An 18,849-nucleotide genomic window follows, 5' to 3' on the forward strand; every position below is an offset into this window, starting at 1 on the left:
AACGCACTTTCACCACGTGAGGAGCGCCACCGGCAGCGATTCGATCTGTTCTTCAGTATCAGGTGTCCGTCATTCGTCGAACGATATGAACCTTGAAGGAATCGAACATGCAAACCCAAACGTTTAACATCTCCAGCAACCAGCAAGTCCAGTTTTATAACTACAACTACGGCGGCGATACCGATCGTCAAACGGGCAGTTCCACAGTCCAATCGCGACTACCGACGGGCAGCAATCAGGGCGACGGCAGCGATTCGCGGATCCTGAAAACCCCGTTGACCCCGCTTGGCTGGTATGGCGATCTGTCCGGCCAGATCGACACGCTGACCAAAGATGTGAACGCGGTGAAGGGCGATGTGAACAACGTGTCGATGAAGCTCGATGAACTCCAGAGCGGCGTGACGAACATTTCAGGGAAGTTCGCCGGCGTCGAGCGAAACATGGGTCAAATCAACAAGAACATCGATGCGCTAAAGACGCAATCGTCGCAGAGCCAAAAGGACCTGACTGCTATCAGGACGTCCCTTGGCACGCTTGGCCCGAAAGTCGACCAGATCCAGACCACGGTCGACGACATCAAGAAAAACTGCAAGACGTGCAGTAGCGGCAGCGGGCATTAAACCTCAAGCTGGCGGATAACGTCGCATGCGTGCGGGCCATGGGCCTTGCACGCACAAGGAGTCGGGCGGCGGCGCGGTATCATTAGCGTCTTACCTCCGACTCCGCTTCGTTTCGATGTCGACGAATGCATTGCAGCAACCCGAACCGGAATTGAATCCTCGCGACGCGGACAGCCGCGCGCAGCCGTGGCTCACTGTCGTCGGAATCGGCGAAGACGGATTTGGCGCGCTGGGACGCGCCGCGCGCCGCGCACTGTTCGACGCGTCGGTTGTGTACGGCGGCGAGCGTCACCTGGCCATGTTGCCGGCACGCGTACGCGCGCGCCGCGAACGGTGGCCAAGCCCCTTCGATGTCGCGCCGCTGCTCGCCGCTCGCGGGACGGCCGTCTGCGTGCTGGCAAGCGGCGACCCGATGTGGTTCGGCGTCGGCGCCACGCTCGCGCGTTACCTTGGCGCGGACGAGATGCGCATCCTGCCTGCGCCTTCATCGTTATCGCTGGTCGCGGCGCGGCTTGGCTGGCCGCTGCAAGACGTCGTGAGCGTGTCCGTGGTGGGGCGGCCGCTTGCGGCCGTGAACGCGCATCTGCACGACGGCGCGCGTCTCATCGTGCTCAGCAGCGACGGCGCAACGCCGGCCGCGCTCGCGGCGCAGATGACCGCGCAAGGTTTTGGCGAAACGAAGATAACGGTCTTCGAACACGTTGGCGGTCCGCTCGAACGGCGTATCGATGGGCTCGCGCACGCGTGGCGCGCTGCGCAATGCGCGGCGCTGAACCTGATCGCACTCGAGTGCCGCGCAAGCGGCGATGCCACGCGTCTCGCCTTGACGCCGGGCTTACCCGACGACGCCTTCATGCACGACGGCCAGCTCACGAAACGCGACGTACGCGCGCTGACGCTTGCGCGGCTCGCGCCCGCGCCGCATGAACTGCTATGGGATGTCGGCGCCGGCTGCGGGTCGATCGGCATCGAATGGATGCGCACGCATCCATCGTGCCGCGCGATCGCGGTTGAGCAGCATGCTGAGCGCCTGCGTTTTATCGAACGCAATCGCGACACGTTAGGCGTGCCGGCACTGCAAGTTGTCGCGGGCATCGCGCCCGCCGCGCTCGAAGGCCTGGCCTTGCCCGACGCAGTGTTTATCGGCGGCGGCGTCACCGTGCCCGGCGTGTTCGACGCATGCTGGAACGCGTTGAAGAGCGGCGGCAGGCTCGTGGCGAATGCGGTGACACTGGAAGGCGAGGCCGCGCTGACCGGCTACCGCCAGCGCCAGGGCGGCACGCTGACGCGTATCGCGCTTGCCGAGGCGCAGCCGCTGGGCGGGTTCGAGACGTGGCGTCCCGCGTTGCCGATCACGCTGTATGCCGCGATCAAATCGTGATGGTTGTGACACCGTGACTCGCGACGAAACGATAAAGACGCGCATCCTGCTGCTCGGCGGGACGGGCGACGCGCTGCAGATCGCCCGCGTGCTCAGCGCATCGGACGTCTACAGCGTTGCCGGAATCGGCAAAACGCCAGCCGGTCTGACCTGCATCGTGCGCACCGGCGGCTTCGGCGGCGCCCAGGGGTTGCAGGCGTATCTCGAGGCAGAGCGTATCGGTTTGCTGATTGACGCGACGCATCCGTTCGCCGCACGCATCAGCGGCAACGCGTCCATCGCGAGCCGTGCGGCGGGCGTTCCGTATTGGGCGCTGCGGCGCGCACCGTGGCAGCCGCAAAGCGGCGACGATTGGCGGTTCGTCGACGATTGGCCGCAAATCGTCGCGGCACTTGCGCCGTTCCGGCGTCCGCTTTTCACGCTTGGGCGCGAGCCGCTCGCGCATCTCGACGACATTCCCGTTCATCAATATTGGGTCGTGCGCTGTCTCGACGCGCACGCGGGGAACGCGCGCGCATCGGTGATCGGCGCGCGCGGGCCGTTTACGGTCGACGGTGAGCGCGCATTGTTCGGAATGCTCGGCATCGACGTGGTGGTCAGCAAGAACAGTGGCGGAAGCGCGACCGCGGCGAAGCTCGAGGTCGCGCGCGAGCGAGGTTTGCCGGTCGTGATGACGCGGCGCCCTGAACTGCCGGCGGCCGATCGGGAATTCGACGGCGTGTCCGAGCTCTTGAGCGCGCTAACGAAGTGGAGTTCAGATTCATGACAGTGTTTTTTATCGGCGCGGGACCGGGCGATCCCGAATTGATCACGGTGAAGGGGCAGCGCCTCGTGCGCACGTGTCCGGTCATTCTTTACGCAGGCTCGCTCGTGCCGGATGCGGTGCTGAGCGGCAATGCAGCCGACGTGGTGGTCAATACGGCGGAGCTCGACCTCGACGCGATCGTTGCGCTGCTTGCCGATGCGCATGCGAAAGGTCGCGACGTCGCGCGGGTGCATTCGGGCGATCCGTCGCTGTACGGCGCAATCGGCGAACAGATCCGCCGTCTGCGTGAACTTGGCATTCCCTACGAAATCGTGCCCGGCGTCACGGCGACCGCCGCCTGCGCGGCGACACTCGGCTGCGAACTGACGCTGCCCGACGTTTCGCAGACACTGATTCTCACGCGCTACGCACGTAAGACTTCGATGCCGGCGGGCGAACAGCTGGCCGACCTCGCGCGCCACCGGGCGACCATGGCGATTCATCTCGGCGTGCGGCATATCGCGCGCATCGTCGAAGAGCTGATTCCGCACTATGGCGAGGATTGTCCGGTGGCGGTCGTGTATCGGGCCAGCTGGCCCGATGAAGAGAAGATTGTCGGCACGCTCGCCGATATCGCCGGCAAAGTGCAGGCGACCGATATCGAGCGGACCGCGTTGATTCTGGTTGGGCGCGTACTCGATGCCGAGCATTTCGCCGACTCGACGCTCTACGCGAAAGATCGGGTAGCGCCGCCGAACAGTCGTGAATAACGGCCGCTGGTAGCGATCTCACACACCGCGATCAGTTTGAGATTTTCACGGGCGCGTCTTTTCACCGCGGACCGTAGACAGTCGTGCGCGAGTCACCGTTCCGGTCCGTTACCGTGGTCGAAAAAGTGGTGCCGTCGCGGTTGTAGTCGTGTTCAAAGCGCACGTGTCCGTCGACCGACCTGTTTTCGCTGTGAATCCTTTTTTGGTTTTCGTCGTAGTAAATGTACTCGCCGGCTTGCCCGCCTTGCTCATTCGGGATGAATTCGGACTGTTTGTTTCCGTTCGCGTAAAAGGTGTTAACGGGTGCTGTAACGTTCATGTCAATGTCCTTATGTCACTGAAGCTGAGACAGAATTAAATGCAGCAAATGAGAAAAGTCTAAATAAGCGGCAGATTCGATTAGGCGGAGCCTCCTGGTTTCTTATTGAATTGAGGGCATTCTTGATCGCTGCCAGAATCAGAAGGTCATACGCACGTACACATTGCGCATAGCAAGCGGTTAGCCGCGCGGACGTGTTAACGCGTCAACGCGTCCGCGCGCCCGATTGCTCCGCCTGCATTTGCGGCTGCGTCACCGCACTGACGATCGCCAGCACGACCACATTCAGCGTCAGCGCCACAAAGCCGATATTCACGTCCTTCAGCGTATCGGGCAAAAACGGCAGCAACTGGCCGACGCTCAGATGCATCAGCGTGGTCACCGTCACAACCAGCACGCCAACCGCGATGCCGCAGAACGCCCCTTGCTTCGTGACGCGATTGCGCGCCGCCAGGCTGCAAACGAGCGCCGGAAACAGTTGCGTGACGAAGTTGTAGCCCATCAGCAGCAGCGCGACGATCGTCTCGCCGCCATGCAGCGTGAACAGCACGGCCACCAGCGCCACCACCGGAACCATCCGGCGCGCGAGTTTCGCCACGGCCGCATCGGGCGCCTGCCGCGCCAGCGCGCCGCGATAGATGTCGTTCGCGAGTAGTGTCGAGGCGGTGGTCAGAATCATCGAGCCCGGCACCAGCGCGGTCAGAACGCCGGCCGCGCCGATCACGCCGACGAACCACGGATCGAAGCTCTGGATCGACAGCCGCAGCAGCGACAGGTCGATATCGCCGCCCTTGAGGCCCGGCACCTTCAGCGACGCCGCGAAGCCGACAAAGAACACGAACAGCAGGATCAGCTGATAGATCGGTAGCACGATCGCGTTGCGGCGGAAGATGCGCTCGCTCTTCGCGGTAAACACCGAGCCGAACGTATGCGGCCACATGAAGAAGCCGAGCGCCGTGAGCAGCACGGTCGACTGGAACCAGGTGACGCTCGAGCCCTTTTCGGGGAAGGTAAGAAAGCCTGGCCGGGCCGCGTCAATTGCGTGGAACATCTCGCCGATGCCGCCGTAGTGCCGGATCGGCAGATAGATGCCGAGAAACAGCACGATCGCGAGAATCAGCAGGTCTTTCACGACCGAGTTCCACGCCGAGCCGCGCACGCCCGATGCAATCACATAGATCGTCACCACCACGGCGCCGATCCAGATCGCCGACGAGGGCGAAACGGCGCCATACGACGCGGTCGCGACGATGATGCCGAGCCCCTTCAATTGCAGGACGAGGTATGGAATCAGCGCGGCGACGTCGACCACCGCAACGAGTACGCCGAGCGCGCGGCTATCGTATTTGCGCGCGAAAAAATGCGGCTGCGAGACGAGCCGGTGCGTTTTCGCGAAGCGCCAGACGGGCGGCAGCAGCCAGTACGACAGCACATACGCAAGCGTCGCATACGCGAGGATGTAGTAGACGGGCGCGCCTTTGCCGTAGGCATAGCCGCTGCCGCCGAGGAACGTGAACGTCGTGTAGATCTCGCCGGCCATCAGCAGGAACACGAAGGCGGTGCCGAAGCTGCGTCCGCCGACGGTCCACTGCTCGAGGTTCATGTCGTGACCGTGCCGCGCGCGCACGCCGAGATACAGCGCGAACAGCGTGACGGCGGCGATGATGATCAGTGCGCTGCTCATCGGCGGGCCTCCGTTTGCGTGGCGGGCTCACGACCGGCCGGCTCGCGGTTCGCCGGATCGAGCCGGTAGATGATCGCCATGATCACGGCGCTCAATATGACCCACAGCACGATCCACGCGAGCACGAACGGCATGCCGAGCACGAGCGGCTCGACACGGTTGACGAAGGGAACGCCGAGCAGAATGCCAATGAATGGCAGCACGGCAAGCAGACGAAAGGACATAGGCATCTCCTCGAACGATGGGCGTACGGATGGTCGATACGGTCCTACGAGTCTTATCGGTGCGACGGATGCTGCGCGTTTGAATGTAAGACGCCTGCGCCGCTTGCGCCAAGCGATCAAAAACATGAATGAAATTTGAAAGCTATGCGCGCTGATTGCGGCGCGCATACGGGATGCCTGGACGGGATGCGAAACCGGATACCGGAGCTGGACACCCGAACCGGTTACATGAACCGATGCATGAGTAGCATCCGGTAAGCGGTACACTGTGCGGCGGCGCGCCGGCATCGGTAGCGGTAACGAGCACGGCCCACCACACGCTCACCGGTTCACCGTTCGGACTGACAACAATGACAAGCAGCCTCGTCTCCGACATCCTGTTCGGCTTTACCGGATTGATTAGCATCATCAATCCGTTTGCAATCGCCTTTGTGTTTCTCGACCGCACCGAGTCGCTGACCGTCGAGGAGCGCGCGACGCTCGCCAAGCGCGTGTCGATCAATGCCTTCTTTGTGCTGATCGTGGTGTTCTTCGTCGGCACGCCGGTGCTGCATTTCTTCGGCATCTCGATCGAAGCGCTGCGTATCGGCGGCGGCCTCGCGGTCGCGGTCAGCGCGTGGAATATGCTCAATGCGCCCGAGACGCGCACCGAGGCGGCGGCCGGCAAGCCCGTCGATCCCGACAACGCGATGTCCAAAGCCTTCTTTCCGTTGACGATGCCGCTGACGACAGGCCCCGGCACGATCGCCACGGCCATTGCGCTCAATGCGAACCGCACGCACAAGCTGTCCGAGTTCGTGCAGTCGTCGATCGCGTCGATCGTGATCTCGATACTCGTCGTGCTGGTCGTCTATTTCACGTACAGTCGCTCTGCGTATATCGCGCACTTTCTCGGCAAGGAGGGCACCCGCGTCGCGTTGCGCGTATCGGCCTTCCTGTTGCTTTGCATCGGCGTCCAGATCATGTTGACCGGCTTTTCAGAATTTCTCGCGCCGCTTGCTGCGAACCGGCCGGCTTCGTGAGGTCGCGTGGTGAGGTCGCCAGTGAGCCGCTTCATGACGCGCATGTGGCGAATATTCAATTCGCATCATGCAGCAAGCGTTAGACGTGCAATCCGCATCGAATAAGCGTGGCAATACGGTGGCATTAGCGTAAACCCGGGTGTTTGAATCGCACCCGTGTGCCGTTGTCGTGTTGTGGAGCCGCAATGATGACCCGCCAGGATACCGCAGACAGGATGACCGACAGCGAGCCTCACGGCGAAACCGGCCGTGAGGTCGGCTATATGCATGGCAGCGGAGGCTATCGGCCAGCCGTCGCCGCGCAGGTGCTCGAGTCCGAGCGCGCCGTGTTGCGCCTGCTCACGCGCAGCGCACCGCTGCCCGAACTGCTGGCCGAGGTGTGCCGCCGCGCCGAGGCCTTGCTCGGCGACGGCGCCGCATGCTCGGTGCTCGTGCTCGACACCGATGGCAAACATGCACGCGTGGGTGCCGCGCCATCGCTGCCGCCGGACTTTTGCGAGGCGCTTGCCGACTTCGAGATCGGCCCGCGCGCCGGTTCGTGCGGCACCGCGATGTTCGAGCATCGCATGGTGGTGGCCGAAGATATCGAAACCGATCCGCTATGGGCCGACCACAAGCATCTCGCCATGCCGTTTGGCCTGCGCGCGTGCTGGTCGATTCCGTTCGAAGACGAGTCGGGCGGCGTGCTTGGCGCATTCGCCGTCTACTACCGCACGCCGCGCCGGCCGACCGACGTCGAGGAAACGATCCTGCGCGACATCGGCCGCAGCGTTGGCCTCGCGATTCAGCAGGATCGCATCCGCCTGCGACTTGCGCAAAGCGAGGAGCATCACCGGCTCGTGGTCGACCACCTGAATGAAGGCATCGTCGTGCAGTCGAAGAGCGGCGAAGTGCTGGCCTGCAATCCCAGCGCGATGCGCATGCTGCGCACCACGCCGGCCGTGATCGGCACCAATATCTATAGCGTGATGCTGCATGCGCGGCGCGACGACGGTTCGGTAATCGAATCGCCGGACCGGCCGACGCTGAAGGTGTTTGCCACGGGCATGCCGGTGCTCGGCGTCACGATGTCGGTCGAACTGGCGATCGGCGAAACGATCTGGATCACGGCGAACTTCGTGCCGATCATCAGGCCCGGCGAACCGGAGCCGAGCGCCGTGCTGGTGTCGTTCAACGATATCGGCCCGGTGCGGGCCGCGCAGCGGCAGCTCAAATATCTGGCGACCCGCGACCCGCTGACGGGCCTCTATAACCGCGCCTATCTGTCGGACCGCATGCGCGAACTGCTCGAACAGCGGGGCCGCGACGGCGCGGCGCCGCGCGTTGCCGTGCTATTTGTCGACCTCGACGGCTTCAAGAAGGTCAACGACACCGCCGGCCACGAAGCCGGCGACGCGCTGCTGTGCAGCGTCGCGCGGCGCCTTGCCGCATGCGTGCACAAAGGCGACACGCTCGCGCGCGCCGGCGGCGACGAGTTCGTGATTGTCGTGAGCGGCTACGAAAGCGCCGCGCATCTGACCGCGCTCGCGCGCGAGGTGCTCGAAACGGTAGCCATGCCGTTCGCCGTGGCCGACAACGAATACTACCTGGGCGCGTCGATCGGCATCAGCGTGTGCCCTGAAGACGGCCGCGATGCCGCGACGCTGATGCGCAATGCCGATTCGGCGATGTATCAGGCCAAGCAGCGCGGACGCAACGGCTTCGAATTCTTTACGAAGGAGTTGAGCCGCCAATTGCAGCGCCGCTTCGCGATCGAGCAATCGTTGCGCCGCGCGCTCGCCGCGGACGAATTGCGGCTCGTGTACCAGCCGATCGTCGATGGCGCGAGCGGCCGCACGGTTGGCGCCGAAGCGCTGATGCGCTGGCATAACGAAGAGCTCGGCGATGTCTCGCCGATCGAGTTTATTCCGGTCGCCGAAGATACCGGTCTGATCGTAACGCTCGGCCGCTGGCTGCTCGAGCGCGCGTGCGCGCAGGCAGCCGAATGGCGCAAGACGCTCGCGCCGGACCTGATGATCGCGGTGAACCTGTCGCCGCGCCAATTCAACGATGGCCTCGTGCAGGAGGTCGCGCAGTGTCTCGCCGCCGCCGGGCTCGATCCGACCGCGCTCGAGCTCGAAATTACCGAAGGCCTGCTGATGAGCGAGCGCGCGCCGGTGATGCCGATGCTGACCTCGCTGTCGAGGATGGGCGTGCGGATCTCGGTCGACGATTTCGGTACCGGCTATTCGTCGCTGTCGTATCTGAAGCGTTTTCCGCTGCATAACCTGAAGGTCGACCGCTCGTTTGTGGCGGGTTTGCCCGATCATCGCGACGCGGTGGCGATTACGCATGCGGTGGTCGCGATGGCGCATTCGCTCGGGATGAACGTGACCGCCGAAGGCGTCGAGACGTCGGCGCAATCGGCGTATTTGCGCTCGATCGGCTGTGACCGGCAGCAGGGCTATCTGTTCGGCCGGCCCGTTGCGCCCGGCGAATATACGCAGTTGCTGGCGGAAGTGGCCGGGATGGAGGGCCATGCCGGCGACGACGTGGGTACCCGCGCGCCTCGTGTGTCGTAACATCCGTACTGTTCGACTCAGACAGAAGCGGGATACGGAATGCCGTTCAAATCGCTGGATGCGGCCGCGATCGAAGCAGCGCTTCGCGGCCGGACCCGTCAGTACCTGGCCGGCGCGCTGCAACAGCCGCAGCCGCTCGCGCACGTTCACGACACCGATATCGAAGTCGGCATCTCCGACTACGTAGCCAGCGGCTTCGAGCCGGCGCACCGCCATGCGCGCGCGAAAGAGTACCAGTATGTGCTGCGCGGCATGACCGAGTACCGGGATGTCGATACGGGCGAAGTGCATCGCTTTCGTGCCGGCGACTTCTATGTGATCTATCCGGGCACAGCCTATGTGCAGCGCGTCAAGCGCGACACGCGCATTCTCTTTATCAAATACCCGGCCGGCAACGACAAGCAAATTGTGCCGATGACCGAGGCCGTCGACGCATGGGCGCGCGAGACACTGCGCGTGACGCGTCTCGACCTCAACGCACGGCAGAAAAACGAGGGCGCCGCTGCCGAAGCACCAGCCGCGCCGGTTGCGAATTCGCTGAAGCCCGCGGTCGCGGTGGCGGTATTCGATGCCACGAACCGCTTGCTGCTCGTCAAGCGCCGCGACAGCGGCTACTGGGCGATGCCGGGCGGCACGATGGAACTGACCGATTCGCTCGAAGGCTGCGCGCGCCGCGAGGTCCGCGAGGAAACCGGTATTGAAATCACGCTGATGGGCATGATCGGCACCTATACCGATCCGGCGACCCTCATCGCGTATTCGGACGGCGAAGTGCGTCGCGAATTCTCGATTCTGCTGGCGGCGTCCGCGACCAGCGAACAGCTTTCGCACGACGACGAATCGACTGATGTGCAATGGGTGAAGCCCGAAGACCTGGCACGCTTTCCGATGGTTACTGCGCAAGCAAGACGCGTGCAGGACGTGCTGGCATGGCGCGTGAATCGCGACGTGCTCATCCGGTGATGCAGAAGGACGATAACGAATGGCGAATGACGATAACGATTGCACCAAAGCTCGCACCAAAGCTCGCACCGAATCGCGCACCCATGCCCGCACCATAACCATCCCCAGCGGAACACCGGAATCGGCCGCCATGGTGGCGAACGTCAAACGGGCGATGTCGATCACCGCCAGCCTCAATCGGCTGACGTTCAACGACGCGGACGAAGTCCGGGCGCTGTTCAGCGAACTGATCGGCAAGAAGGTGGACGAGCGCTTCGTGCTGATACCGCCGTTCTACACCGCCGGCGGTGTCGATATCAGCGTTGGCCGCAATGTCTTCGTCAATCAGAACTGCACGTTTTACGACCTCGGTGGGCTCGATATCGGCGACGATGTGATGATCGGTCCGAACGTGGGCATCATTACAACGGGTCATCCGATCGAGCCTTCCCGGCGGCGCGACGGCGTCACCGCAAAGCCCATCGTGATCGAAAGAAACGTCTGGATCGGCGCCGGCGCAACGATCATCGGTGGTGTGACGGTCGGCGAGAACTCGGTGGTGGGAGCGGGTTCCGTCGTCACCCACGATGTTCCTCCGAATACGCTTGTCGGTGGAAATCCGGCGAAGGTCATTCGTTCGATCGCCGAGGAAATTTAACTCCCGCCCGAATGGTCCTTAAACGGACCGCCAATAAAGGTCTTAACCTCGGTCTTAACGCGGCCTTAACCCCGGTCTTAACCTCGTCTTTACATCGGCGTGCGAAACTCAGCACGCTTTTGACGCCGCCTTATCTAGAGTATCGCCAGATTTCCACCACTGAGTCTGTCGATATGCAGCCACCGCTACCTGTCTCCGGCCTTGCCGGCTTTCCACGCACCTGCGCGGCGTTTGCGCCGCACGCGCTGTGCGCCTTCCTTTCCGTACTCGATACGGGCTGCTCAGCATCCGGAGTGCGGTCATGATCGCGCTCGCGGGCCTGCTGGCCGCCGCATTGTTCGTCTATCTGTTCTACGCGCTGATCAAGCCGGAACGCTTCTGATAAGGCGCCACGTCGCCTCACGCTTTTTCCATCTCCCATCATGAACGACCTGATATTCGTAGTCGTATCGCTAGCCTGTTTCGCGCTGTGCGCGGGCTTCGTCGTCGGACTGAACCGGATCTGAAAAGGAGCCCACCATGTTCGACGATATTGTTCAATTTGTGCTGATGCTCGCCCTGATGACCGGCTTGACGGTCGCAATGGGCAAGTGGCTCGCACGGGTATTTACCGATGAGCGCCATCTGCGTATCGAGCGCTTTACCTATGCCGTGCTCGGCACGAACCCTGAAGAACGGATGCCGTGGACGCGCTACGCGATGGTGCTCGTCGTCAGCAACGCGGCGATGATGCTGCTCGGCTATCTGCTGCTGCGCGTGCAGGGTCTGCTGCCGTTCGATTCGTTGCAACGTGCCGCGCAAACGCCCGATCTTGCGTTCAATACCGCGTCGTCGTTTATTACGAACACGAACTGGCAGTCATATGCGGGCGAATCGAGCCTGTCCAACTTCTCGCAGATGGCCGTCATCACGTTTCTGATGATGGTCAGCGCGGTCACGGGCGTGGCGGCGTGCGGCGGCTTTATCCGCGGACTGTGCCGCAAGAGCGCACACGACATCGGCAACTACTGGGTCGATTTCACACGCGTGATGTATCGCGTGCTGTTGCCGCTGTCGTTCATCATGGCGCTCGTCTACGTCTGGCAGGGCATGCCGCAGACGCTCACGAGCGACGCGGTCGCGACCACGCTGGAAGGCATCAAGCAGCAGATCGTGATGGGTCCCGTGGCGAGCCTCGAGTCGATCAAGCACCTCGGCACGAATGGCGGCGGCTTCTTCAGCATGAACGCCGCGCATCCGTACGAGAACCCGACGCCGCTCACCAACACGCTGCATATGCTCTCGATGCTGCTGATTCCCGCCGCGCTCACGTACGCGGCCGGCAGCATGCTGATGCGCCGCCGCCAGGGCTGGGCGTTTTTCGCCGCGTTCCTCGTCATGTTTATCGGCGCGCTCGCAATCGTCTACACGGCGGAACAGCACGGCAACCCGAATTTCACGCCGCTGCATGTCGATCAGCAGCCGTCCGCGCTGCAGTCAGGCGGCAATATGGAAGGCAAGGAAACGCGCTTCGGCATCGCACAGACCAGTCTTTTTGTGGCGGTCACCACGGCGGCCACCACGGGTTCGGTCGACGCGATGCACGACTCGCTGATGCCGATGGGCGGCTTCATCACGATCGCGCAGATGATGCTCAACAACGTGTTTGGCGGCGACGGCGTCGGCTTTATCAATCTGATCACGTTCGCGATTCTGACGGTGTTTATCGTCGGCATGATGATCGGGCGCACACCGGAGTTTCTCGGCAAGAAGATCGAGGCGCGCGAAATGAAGTTCGTGATGCTCGCGGTGCTTGCGCATCCGTTCAGCATTCTCGCGTTGACGGCGCTCGCCGTGATGTGGCCCGGCACGCCCGCGAGCCTCAACAACATGGGCCCGCATGGCTTCAGCGAAGTGCTGTATGCGTATACGTCCGGCACGGCGAATAACGGCTCCGCATTTGCAGGCCTCAATGCGAACACGCCGTTCTTCAATACGACGATCGGCTTCGCGATGCTGTTCGGCCGCTATCTGACGCTGCTGCCGATGCTTGCCGCCGCCGGTTCGCTCGCCGCGAAGAAGAGCGTTCCCGAAGGACCGGGCACCTTGCCGACCGCGACGCCGCTGTTTACCGCGCTGCTCGTGTTCGTCGTGCTGCTGGTTGGCGGGCTGACGTTCTTCCCGGCGCTCGCGCTCGGTCCGATCGTCGAGCATCTGATGCTCGCCAGCGGTCAACTGTTCTGAAGGATCTCGAATCATGAGCACTATCAGCCAATCTCAATCGCAATCGCAGGACGCGCAGGCGCCGGCGGTGCCGCTGATGCGCGGGGTCGCGCGCTCGGCCATCGCATCCGCGGTGTTTTTCATGCTCGTGGCGGGGCTCGCGTATCCGCTCGTGACGACCGGCGTCGCACAGCTTGTGATGCCGTCGCAGGCTAACGGCAGTCTCGTGCAGCGCAACGGCGTGACGGTCGGTTCGCTGCTGATCGGGCAAAGCTTCGCGCAGCCGACATACTTCCATCCGCGGCCGAGCGCGACGCTCGGCACCGATCCGTCGAATCCGAACCAGACGGTTGCGCAGCCGTATAACGCCGCCAATAGCGGCGCGAGCAACCTCGGCCCGGCGAGCAAGTCGCTGATCGATCAGGTCAGTGCGCGCGCGGCCGCGTATCGCAAGGAAAACGGTCTCACGCCCGATGCGCCGGTGCCGGTCGATGCGGTCACCGCGTCCGGCTCCGGCCTCGACCCCGAAATTTCGATCGATAACGCGATGTTGCAAGCGGCACGCGTCGCGAAAGCGCGCGGCATGTCGATCGATGCCATGCGCGATCTGATCGAGCGCAACACGACGCATCGCCAGCTCGGCGTGCTCGGCGATCCGCGCATCGATGTCCTGAAACTGAATCTCGCGCTCGATGCAGCCGCTGCGCAGGGCACTGCCGCGCAGCCGGCTCCGGCGCGCAGCCACTCGCAATAGCAAGGGATACCCAAGAGGTTTTATGAACGTGCAAAACGAGTCGATCACGTCGGCCCGCACCGCCAGCCCGGCCGAGCCGGCGCCGCATGCGCCGCAACTGGCATGGCAGACCGTAGTCGCGGATTCGTTCCGCAAGCTCACGCCGCGTGCGCAATGGCAAAACCCCGTGATGTTCGTCGTCTATATCGGCAGCATCGTGACGACGCTGTTGTGGCTGCAGGCGATTTTCTCGAAAGGCGAAGCGCCCGCGGGCTTTATCTTCGCCATCGCATTGTGGCTGTGGTTTACCGTGCTGTTCGCGAACGGCGCCGAAGCGCTCGCTGAAGGGCGCGGCAAGGCGCAGGCCGCCGCACTGCGCGGCGCGCGCAAGCGTGTGTTCGCCAAGGTGCTCGACAAGCCGCACTACGGCGACCCGGTTTACCCGCTGCCGAGCGACGAACTGATCGCGGGCAAGTTCGTGCTCGTCGAAGCGGGCGACATGATTCCCGCCGACGGCGAAGTGATCGAAGGCGTCGCATCGGTCGACGAGTCGTCGATTACCGGCGAATCGGCGCCCGTGATCCGCGAATCGGGCGGCGATTTTTCGTCGGTGACGGGCGGCACGCGCGTGCTGTCCGACTGGCTCATCATGCGTGTTACCGCGAACCCGGGCGAAGCGTTTCTCGACCGCATGATCGCGATGATCGAAGGCGCGAAGCGCGGCAAGACGCCTAACGAAATCGCGCTGACCATTCTGCTGGTCGCGTTGACGATCGTGTTCCTGCTGGTCTGCGTGACGCTGCTGCCGTTTTCGGCCTTCAGCGTGATGCTGACGAAAGCCGGTCACGAAGTGAGCCTGACCGTGCTGATCGCGTTGCTTGTCTGCCTGATTCCGACGACGATCGGTGCGCTGCTGTCCGCAATCGGCGTGGCCGGTATGAGCCGCATGCTGCGCGCGAACGTGATCGCGATGTCGGGGCGCGCGATCGAAGCGGCCGGCGACGTCGATGTGCTGCTGCTCGACAAGACCGGCACGATCACGCTCGGCAATCGCCAGGCGAGCCATTTCGTGCCGGCCGAAGGCGTCGACGAACGCACGCTGGCCGATGTCGCCCAACTCGCGTCGCTCGCCGACGAAACGCCGGAAGGCCGGTCGATCGTTGTGCTCGCGAAGCAGCGTTTCAACCTGCGCGGCCGCGACCTGCACGACAGCAAGCCCGTGCCGTTCAGCGCGATGACGCGTATGAGCGGCGTCGATATCGGCACGCGGCAAATTCGCAAGGGCTCGGCGCAGGCGATTCGCGCGCATGTGCGCGACCTGGGTGGGGTCTTCCCGGCGGGCACCGAACGTGCCGTCGACGAGATCGCGCGGCGCGGCGGCACACCGCTCGTGGTCGCGGACGGCGAGCGCGTGATGGGCGTGATCGAGCTCAAAGATATCGTGAAGGGCGGCATCAACGAGCGCTTCGCGGAACTGCGCCGCATGGGCATCAAGACTGTGATGGTGACCGGCGATAACCGGTTGACCGCGGCCGCGATCGCCGCCGAAGCGGGCGTCGACGACTATCTCGCGGAAGCGACGCCGGAAGACAAGCTCACGCTGATCCGCCGCTATCAGGCCGAAGGCCGGCTCGTGGCGATGACCGGCGACGGCACCAACGACGCGCCCGCGCTGGCGCAGGCCGACGTCGCCGTCGCGATGAACAGCGGCACGCAGGCCGCGAAAGAAGCGGGCAACATGGTCGACCTCGACAGCAATCCGACCAAGCTGCTGCGCGTCGTGGAAGTGGGCAAGCAGATGATCATGACGCGCGGCGCACTGACAACGTTTAGCGTCGCCAACGATCTTGCGAAGTACTTTGCGATTATTCCCGCTGCGTTCGTCAGTACCTGGCCCGCGCTAGCCGCGCTCAACATCATGCGTCTGCATAGTCCGCAAACCGCGATTCTTTCCGCGGTGATTTTCAACGCGCTGATCATCATTGCGCTGATCCCGCTTGCGTTAAAAGGCGTACGCTATCGCGCTGAACCTGCACAGCGCCTTTTATCGCGTAACTTGCTAATCTATGGAGTGGGAGGTGTAATCGCGCCGTTTATCGGTATCAAGCTGATCGATATCGTGATTACGCTGCTTTTGTAGAGGCTTTCTTATGTGTTTTTTACGGTTCTAAGGAAAGTCTTTACAGCATCTTTATGGACCATTGTGAAGGTAATGCAAACCGCTTCCGAACCCGCTTTGGTACGTGAACCGGAACACGAAAATCGATCGACCGATATCGCACGGGGCAGGCTCAAGATTTTCTTTGGCGCCTGTCCCGGCGTCGGTAAAACATGGGCGATGCTGCAGGCCGTGCGCCGGCAGCGCGACGACGGCGTCGATGTCGCGATCGGCGAAATCGACACGCACGGCAGCGAAATGCTGCGGCGTCTCGTCGAAGGGTTGCCGGCGTTGCCGCCGAAACACGTGCATCGTCATGAACGGATGCTGCGCGAATTCGATCTCGACGGCGCGCTTGCCGCGCATCCGCGGCTGATCGCGATCGATGAACTCGCGCGCGCGAACGTGCCCGGCGGCCGTCACGCGAAACGCTGGCAGGATGTCGACGCCTTGCTCGCGGCCGGCATCGATGTCTATGCGACGCTCGACGTTGCACAACTCGAAAGCCTCGGCGATACGGTCGGCAATATGATCGGCGTACGCGTGCGCGAGACCGTGCCCGATCGCTTTTTCTTCGACGCGGCCGATGTCGTGCTGATCGATCTGCCGCCCGACGATCTGCTCGCGCGTCTGATGTCGGGCAGCGCGCGGCTCACGGCGGCGACCGAAGGCGCGCGCAGTTACCTCGTGCGCACGAATCTGCTTGCGTTACGCGAACTCGCGCTGCGCTGCGTCGCCGATCGCGCCAATGCCGACGTGCATGGACAGCGCCTTAAAGGGCGCTTGCGCACCGCGGGTGCGACGCGCGAGCGGATTCTCGTGGGCATTCGTGCCGAACCGTCGCATGAGCGGCTGATTCTCGAAGGCGCGCGCCTAGCGCAACACTTGCGCGCCGAATGGGTCGTCGTGCATGTCGATCGATCGACCGACGTGCGTGATGCGCACCAGCGCGAAACGCTGCTGACGCTCGCGAATCTCGCGGACAGTCTCGGGGCCGAATTCACGACCTTGCCCGGCGAGGAAGTGGCGAGCACGCTGGTCGGCTACGCGCATGAGCGGGGCGCAACCCGGCTCGTGCTCGGCAGCAGGCCGCCGCGCAGGCGGTGGCGCGCGTTATGGCGCGCCTTGTCGGGACCACGTATCGCCGAGCGCATCGTGCGCGCGAATCCGCGTCTTGCACTGGTCGTCGTCGGTACCTCCGACGACGATGCGCTGCCGGCGCGCGTGGTTGCGAAACGGACTGCCGAAACGGTGTGGAGCGGACTGCTGCTCGCCGTGTTCGCGTGCGCGCTGACCACGGTAATCGCGAGCGTCCTGCTGCATTTCTTTGCGACGCCGAATGTGGTGATGCTGTTCATGCTGAACGTCGTGCTGCTGTCGTTGCGGCTCGGACGCGTGGCGGGCGCATGGGCAGCGTTGCTAAGCGTGGCCAGCTTCGATTTCTTTTTCGTCGATCCGCGTTTTTCGTTTGCGGTGTCCGATACGCAATATCTGTTCACGTTCGTGCTGATGCTAACCGTTGCATTGGTCACCAGCCAGCTTGCCGCGCGGCTGCGCTACAAGGCGAAGGTCGCGACGGCCGGCGAGCGCCGTGCGACCGCCGTCGCGCGCGTCGCACGGGATCTTTCAAGCGCGATTCGCCCTGCACAGATCGCAGCCGTGTGCCGTCAAACCATCGCGCCGCTATTCGATGCACGTGTGGCGCTCGTGCTGCCGGCGCTGGTGCCCGATTCGATCGCCACGGAAAATACAGCCGGAAAATCGGCCGCCAGGGCCGAGTTGCTGCGCGACGACGCGAACGCCGACGACTTCGTCGATACCTCGGTCGCGCAATGGACTTACGACCACGCGGAAGCGGCCGGCGCCGGCACGCAGACGCTGAGCGGCGCGCGCGCGCTCTATCTGCCGCTCAAAGGCCCGATCTGCACGCGCGGCGTGCTGGCGATCTGCGCGGAAGACGGCGAACTGTCGAACGACGCGGACGACCGGCGCCTGCTCGACGCATGCTGCGTGCTGATCGCGCTCGCGCTGGAACGCACGCATTTCATCGAGATCGCGCAGGACACGCAGGTCCGCATGGAAGGCGAGCGCTTACGCAACGCGCTGCTTGCCGCCGTATCGCACGACCTGAAAACGCCGCTCACGGCGATCAGCGGGCTCGCGGAAACGCTCGAGCGCGTCGGCGATCTGCCCGACACCGAGCGTACCGCCGTGTCGCGCTCGATCCGTCTGCAAACGGAAGAATTGCACCGGCTCGTCACGAATCTGCTCGATCTCGCGCGCATGCAAAGCGAAGGCGTGCGCCTGAACAAGGAGTGGCACGCGCTCGGCGAAATTACGGGCAGTGCGCTCGGTCGCCTTGGCAACGTGCTCGACGCGCATCGCGTGCGCACCGAACTGCCGGCCGACTTGCCGCTAATCGAAATCGATGCGATCGCGTTCGAGCGCGTGCTCGTCAATCTGATCGACAACGCCGTCAAATACACGCCGGCCGGATCGACGATCCAGATTCGCGCGCGCGCGGTCGGCGACACCATGCATCTGTTTATCGAGGACGATGGCCCGGGCTTGCCGAACGTCGACCCCGAGCATTTTTTCGAGGCATTCACGCGCGGTGTGCGCGAATCGGCCATTTCGGGCGTTGGCCTCGGCCTTGCGCTGTGCCGCACGATCGTCGATGCCCATGAAGGCGCGATCGATGCGGAGCGGCGCCTGCCGCAGGGCACGCGCTTCGAGATCCGTCTGCCGCTCGGCGCGCCGCCGTTAATCGAAGAGGAGAGGGCCGCTTGAAAAAACCACGCATTCTGCTTGTCGAAGACGAGTCCGATAT

Annotated in this window: 16 protein-coding genes; 13 read left to right on the plus strand and 3 right to left on the minus strand. The window is 63.4% G+C overall.

The genetic code is table 11. The features are described from left to right. The first annotated feature begins 92 nt into the window (after positions 1-92). The 4 genes from KZJ38_RS31280 (at position 93) to cobM (ending at position 3,516) form a co-directional block, all read left to right on the plus strand. The gene (locus tag KZJ38_RS31280) at positions 93-620 is read left to right on the plus strand and encodes a hypothetical protein (RefSeq protein WP_219800929.1); all 528 of its coding nucleotides are present in this window, start codon (positions 93-95) and stop codon (positions 618-620) included. A 115-nt stretch (positions 621-735) separates the two neighbouring features. Then, the gene (gene cbiE, locus KZJ38_RS31285) at positions 736-2,001 is read left to right on the plus strand and encodes a precorrin-6y C5,15-methyltransferase (decarboxylating) subunit CbiE (protein ID WP_219800930.1); all 1,266 of its coding nucleotides are present in this window, start codon (positions 736-738) and stop codon (positions 1,999-2,001) included. A gap of 31 nt (positions 2,002-2,032) precedes the next feature. Then, positions 2,033-2,767: a cobalt-precorrin-6A reductase gene (locus KZJ38_RS31290; RefSeq protein ID WP_219803734.1), complete on the plus strand. Its 735-nt coding sequence runs from the start codon at positions 2,033-2,035 to the stop codon at positions 2,765-2,767. After that, the gene (cobM, locus tag KZJ38_RS31295) at positions 2,764-3,516 is read left to right on the plus strand and encodes a precorrin-4 C(11)-methyltransferase (RefSeq protein WP_219800931.1); all 753 of its coding nucleotides are present in this window, start codon (positions 2,764-2,766) and stop codon (positions 3,514-3,516) included. Before KZJ38_RS31290 ends, cobM begins: the two co-directional genes overlap by 4 nt. Positions 3,517-3,577: 61 nt before the next feature. On the opposite strand, the gene KZJ38_RS31300 is transcribed toward cobM, so the two are convergent. The 3 genes from KZJ38_RS31300 to KZJ38_RS31310 form a co-directional block, all read right to left on the minus strand. Then, positions 3,578-3,835: a hypothetical protein gene (locus KZJ38_RS31300; protein WP_219800932.1), complete on the minus strand. Its 258-nt coding sequence runs from the start codon at positions 3,833-3,835 to the stop codon at positions 3,578-3,580. Between the two features lie 205 nt (positions 3,836-4,040). Beyond that, on the minus strand, positions 4,041-5,519 hold the full coding sequence (locus KZJ38_RS31305) for a sodium:solute symporter family protein (protein WP_219800933.1): 1,479 nt from the start codon (positions 5,517-5,519) through the stop codon (positions 4,041-4,043). After that, entirely contained in the window at positions 5,516-5,743 is a 228-nt protein-coding gene (locus KZJ38_RS31310) for a DUF3311 domain-containing protein (RefSeq protein ID WP_219800934.1), read from the minus strand. The genes KZJ38_RS31305 and KZJ38_RS31310 overlap by 4 nt, the downstream gene beginning before the upstream one ends. Before the next feature lie 350 nt (positions 5,744-6,093). On the opposite strand from KZJ38_RS31310, the gene KZJ38_RS31315 reads away from it, so the two are divergent. The 9 genes from KZJ38_RS31315 (at position 6,094) to KZJ38_RS31355 (ending at position 18,809) form a co-directional block, all read left to right on the plus strand. After that, positions 6,094-6,765 (plus strand): MarC family protein, encoded by a 672-nt coding sequence (locus tag KZJ38_RS31315; protein ID WP_219800935.1) that lies wholly within the window; start codon positions 6,094-6,096, stop codon positions 6,763-6,765. Positions 6,766-6,953: 188 nt separating this feature from the next. Further along, the gene (locus KZJ38_RS31320) at positions 6,954-9,326 is read left to right on the plus strand and encodes a putative bifunctional diguanylate cyclase/phosphodiesterase (protein WP_219803735.1); all 2,373 of its coding nucleotides are present in this window, start codon (positions 6,954-6,956) and stop codon (positions 9,324-9,326) included. Between the two features lie 39 nt (positions 9,327-9,365). Then, entirely contained in the window at positions 9,366-10,289 is a 924-nt protein-coding gene (locus KZJ38_RS31325; protein WP_219800936.1) for an NUDIX domain-containing protein, read from the plus strand. A 130-nt stretch (positions 10,290-10,419) separates the two neighbouring features. Next, the gene (locus KZJ38_RS31330; protein ID WP_219803736.1) at positions 10,420-10,926 is read left to right on the plus strand and encodes a sugar O-acetyltransferase; all 507 of its coding nucleotides are present in this window, start codon (positions 10,420-10,422) and stop codon (positions 10,924-10,926) included. Positions 10,927-11,173: 247 nt separating this feature from the next. Then, a complete protein-coding gene (gene kdpF / locus KZJ38_RS31335) occupies positions 11,174-11,308 on the plus strand; it encodes a K(+)-transporting ATPase subunit F (RefSeq protein ID WP_219800937.1) in 135 nt (44 codons plus the stop codon). A 137-nt stretch (positions 11,309-11,445) separates the two neighbouring features. Then, entirely contained in the window at positions 11,446-13,149 is a 1,704-nt protein-coding gene (gene kdpA / locus KZJ38_RS31340; RefSeq protein WP_219800938.1) for a potassium-transporting ATPase subunit KdpA, read from the plus strand. A 76-nt stretch (positions 13,150-13,225) separates the two neighbouring features. Beyond that, positions 13,226-13,882 (plus strand): potassium-transporting ATPase subunit KdpC, encoded by a 657-nt coding sequence (kdpC, locus tag KZJ38_RS31345; protein WP_246642086.1) that lies wholly within the window; start codon positions 13,226-13,228, stop codon positions 13,880-13,882. A 22-nt stretch (positions 13,883-13,904) separates the two neighbouring features. After that, the gene (gene kdpB / locus KZJ38_RS31350; RefSeq protein WP_219800940.1) at positions 13,905-16,001 is read left to right on the plus strand and encodes a potassium-transporting ATPase subunit KdpB; all 2,097 of its coding nucleotides are present in this window, start codon (positions 13,905-13,907) and stop codon (positions 15,999-16,001) included. A 72-nt stretch (positions 16,002-16,073) separates the two neighbouring features. Next, on the plus strand, positions 16,074-18,809 hold the full coding sequence (locus KZJ38_RS31355) for a sensor histidine kinase (RefSeq protein WP_219800941.1): 2,736 nt from the start codon (positions 16,074-16,076) through the stop codon (positions 18,807-18,809). Positions 18,810-18,849: the final 40 nt, after the last annotated feature.

Origin of the sequence: Paraburkholderia edwinii (assembly GCF_019428685.1) — a bacterium.
GTDB classification, from domain to species: Bacteria; Pseudomonadota; Gammaproteobacteria; order Burkholderiales; family Burkholderiaceae; genus Paraburkholderia; species Paraburkholderia edwinii.

Coding starts and splice junctions, on each gene's coding strand:
- cbiE (WP_219800930.1), top strand. CDS start 736: ATGTCGACGAATGCATTGCAGCAACCCGAACCGGAATTGAATCCTCGC.
- cobM (WP_219800931.1), top strand. CDS start 2,764: ATGACAGTGTTTTTTATCGGCGCGGGACCGGGCGATCCCGAATTGATC.
- KZJ38_RS31300 (WP_219800932.1), bottom strand. CDS start 3,835: ATGAACGTTACAGCACCCGTTAACACCTTTTACGCGAACGGAAACAAA.
- KZJ38_RS31305 (WP_219800933.1), bottom strand. CDS start 5,519: ATGAGCAGCGCACTGATCATCATCGCCGCCGTCACGCTGTTCGCGCTG.
- KZJ38_RS31310 (WP_219800934.1), bottom strand. CDS start 5,743: ATGTCCTTTCGTCTGCTTGCCGTGCTGCCATTCATTGGCATTCTGCTC.
- KZJ38_RS31315 (WP_219800935.1), top strand. CDS start 6,094: ATGACAAGCAGCCTCGTCTCCGACATCCTGTTCGGCTTTACCGGATTG.
- KZJ38_RS31320 (WP_219803735.1), top strand. CDS start 6,954: ATGACCCGCCAGGATACCGCAGACAGGATGACCGACAGCGAGCCTCAC.
- KZJ38_RS31325 (WP_219800936.1), top strand. CDS start 9,366: ATGCCGTTCAAATCGCTGGATGCGGCCGCGATCGAAGCAGCGCTTCGC.
- KZJ38_RS31330 (WP_219803736.1), top strand. CDS start 10,420: ATGGTGGCGAACGTCAAACGGGCGATGTCGATCACCGCCAGCCTCAAT.
- kdpA (WP_219800938.1), top strand. CDS start 11,446: ATGTTCGACGATATTGTTCAATTTGTGCTGATGCTCGCCCTGATGACC.
- kdpC (WP_246642086.1), top strand. CDS start 13,226: ATGCGCGGGGTCGCGCGCTCGGCCATCGCATCCGCGGTGTTTTTCATG.
- kdpB (WP_219800940.1), top strand. CDS start 13,905: ATGAACGTGCAAAACGAGTCGATCACGTCGGCCCGCACCGCCAGCCCG.
- KZJ38_RS31355 (WP_219800941.1), top strand. CDS start 16,074: ATGCAAACCGCTTCCGAACCCGCTTTGGTACGTGAACCGGAACACGAA.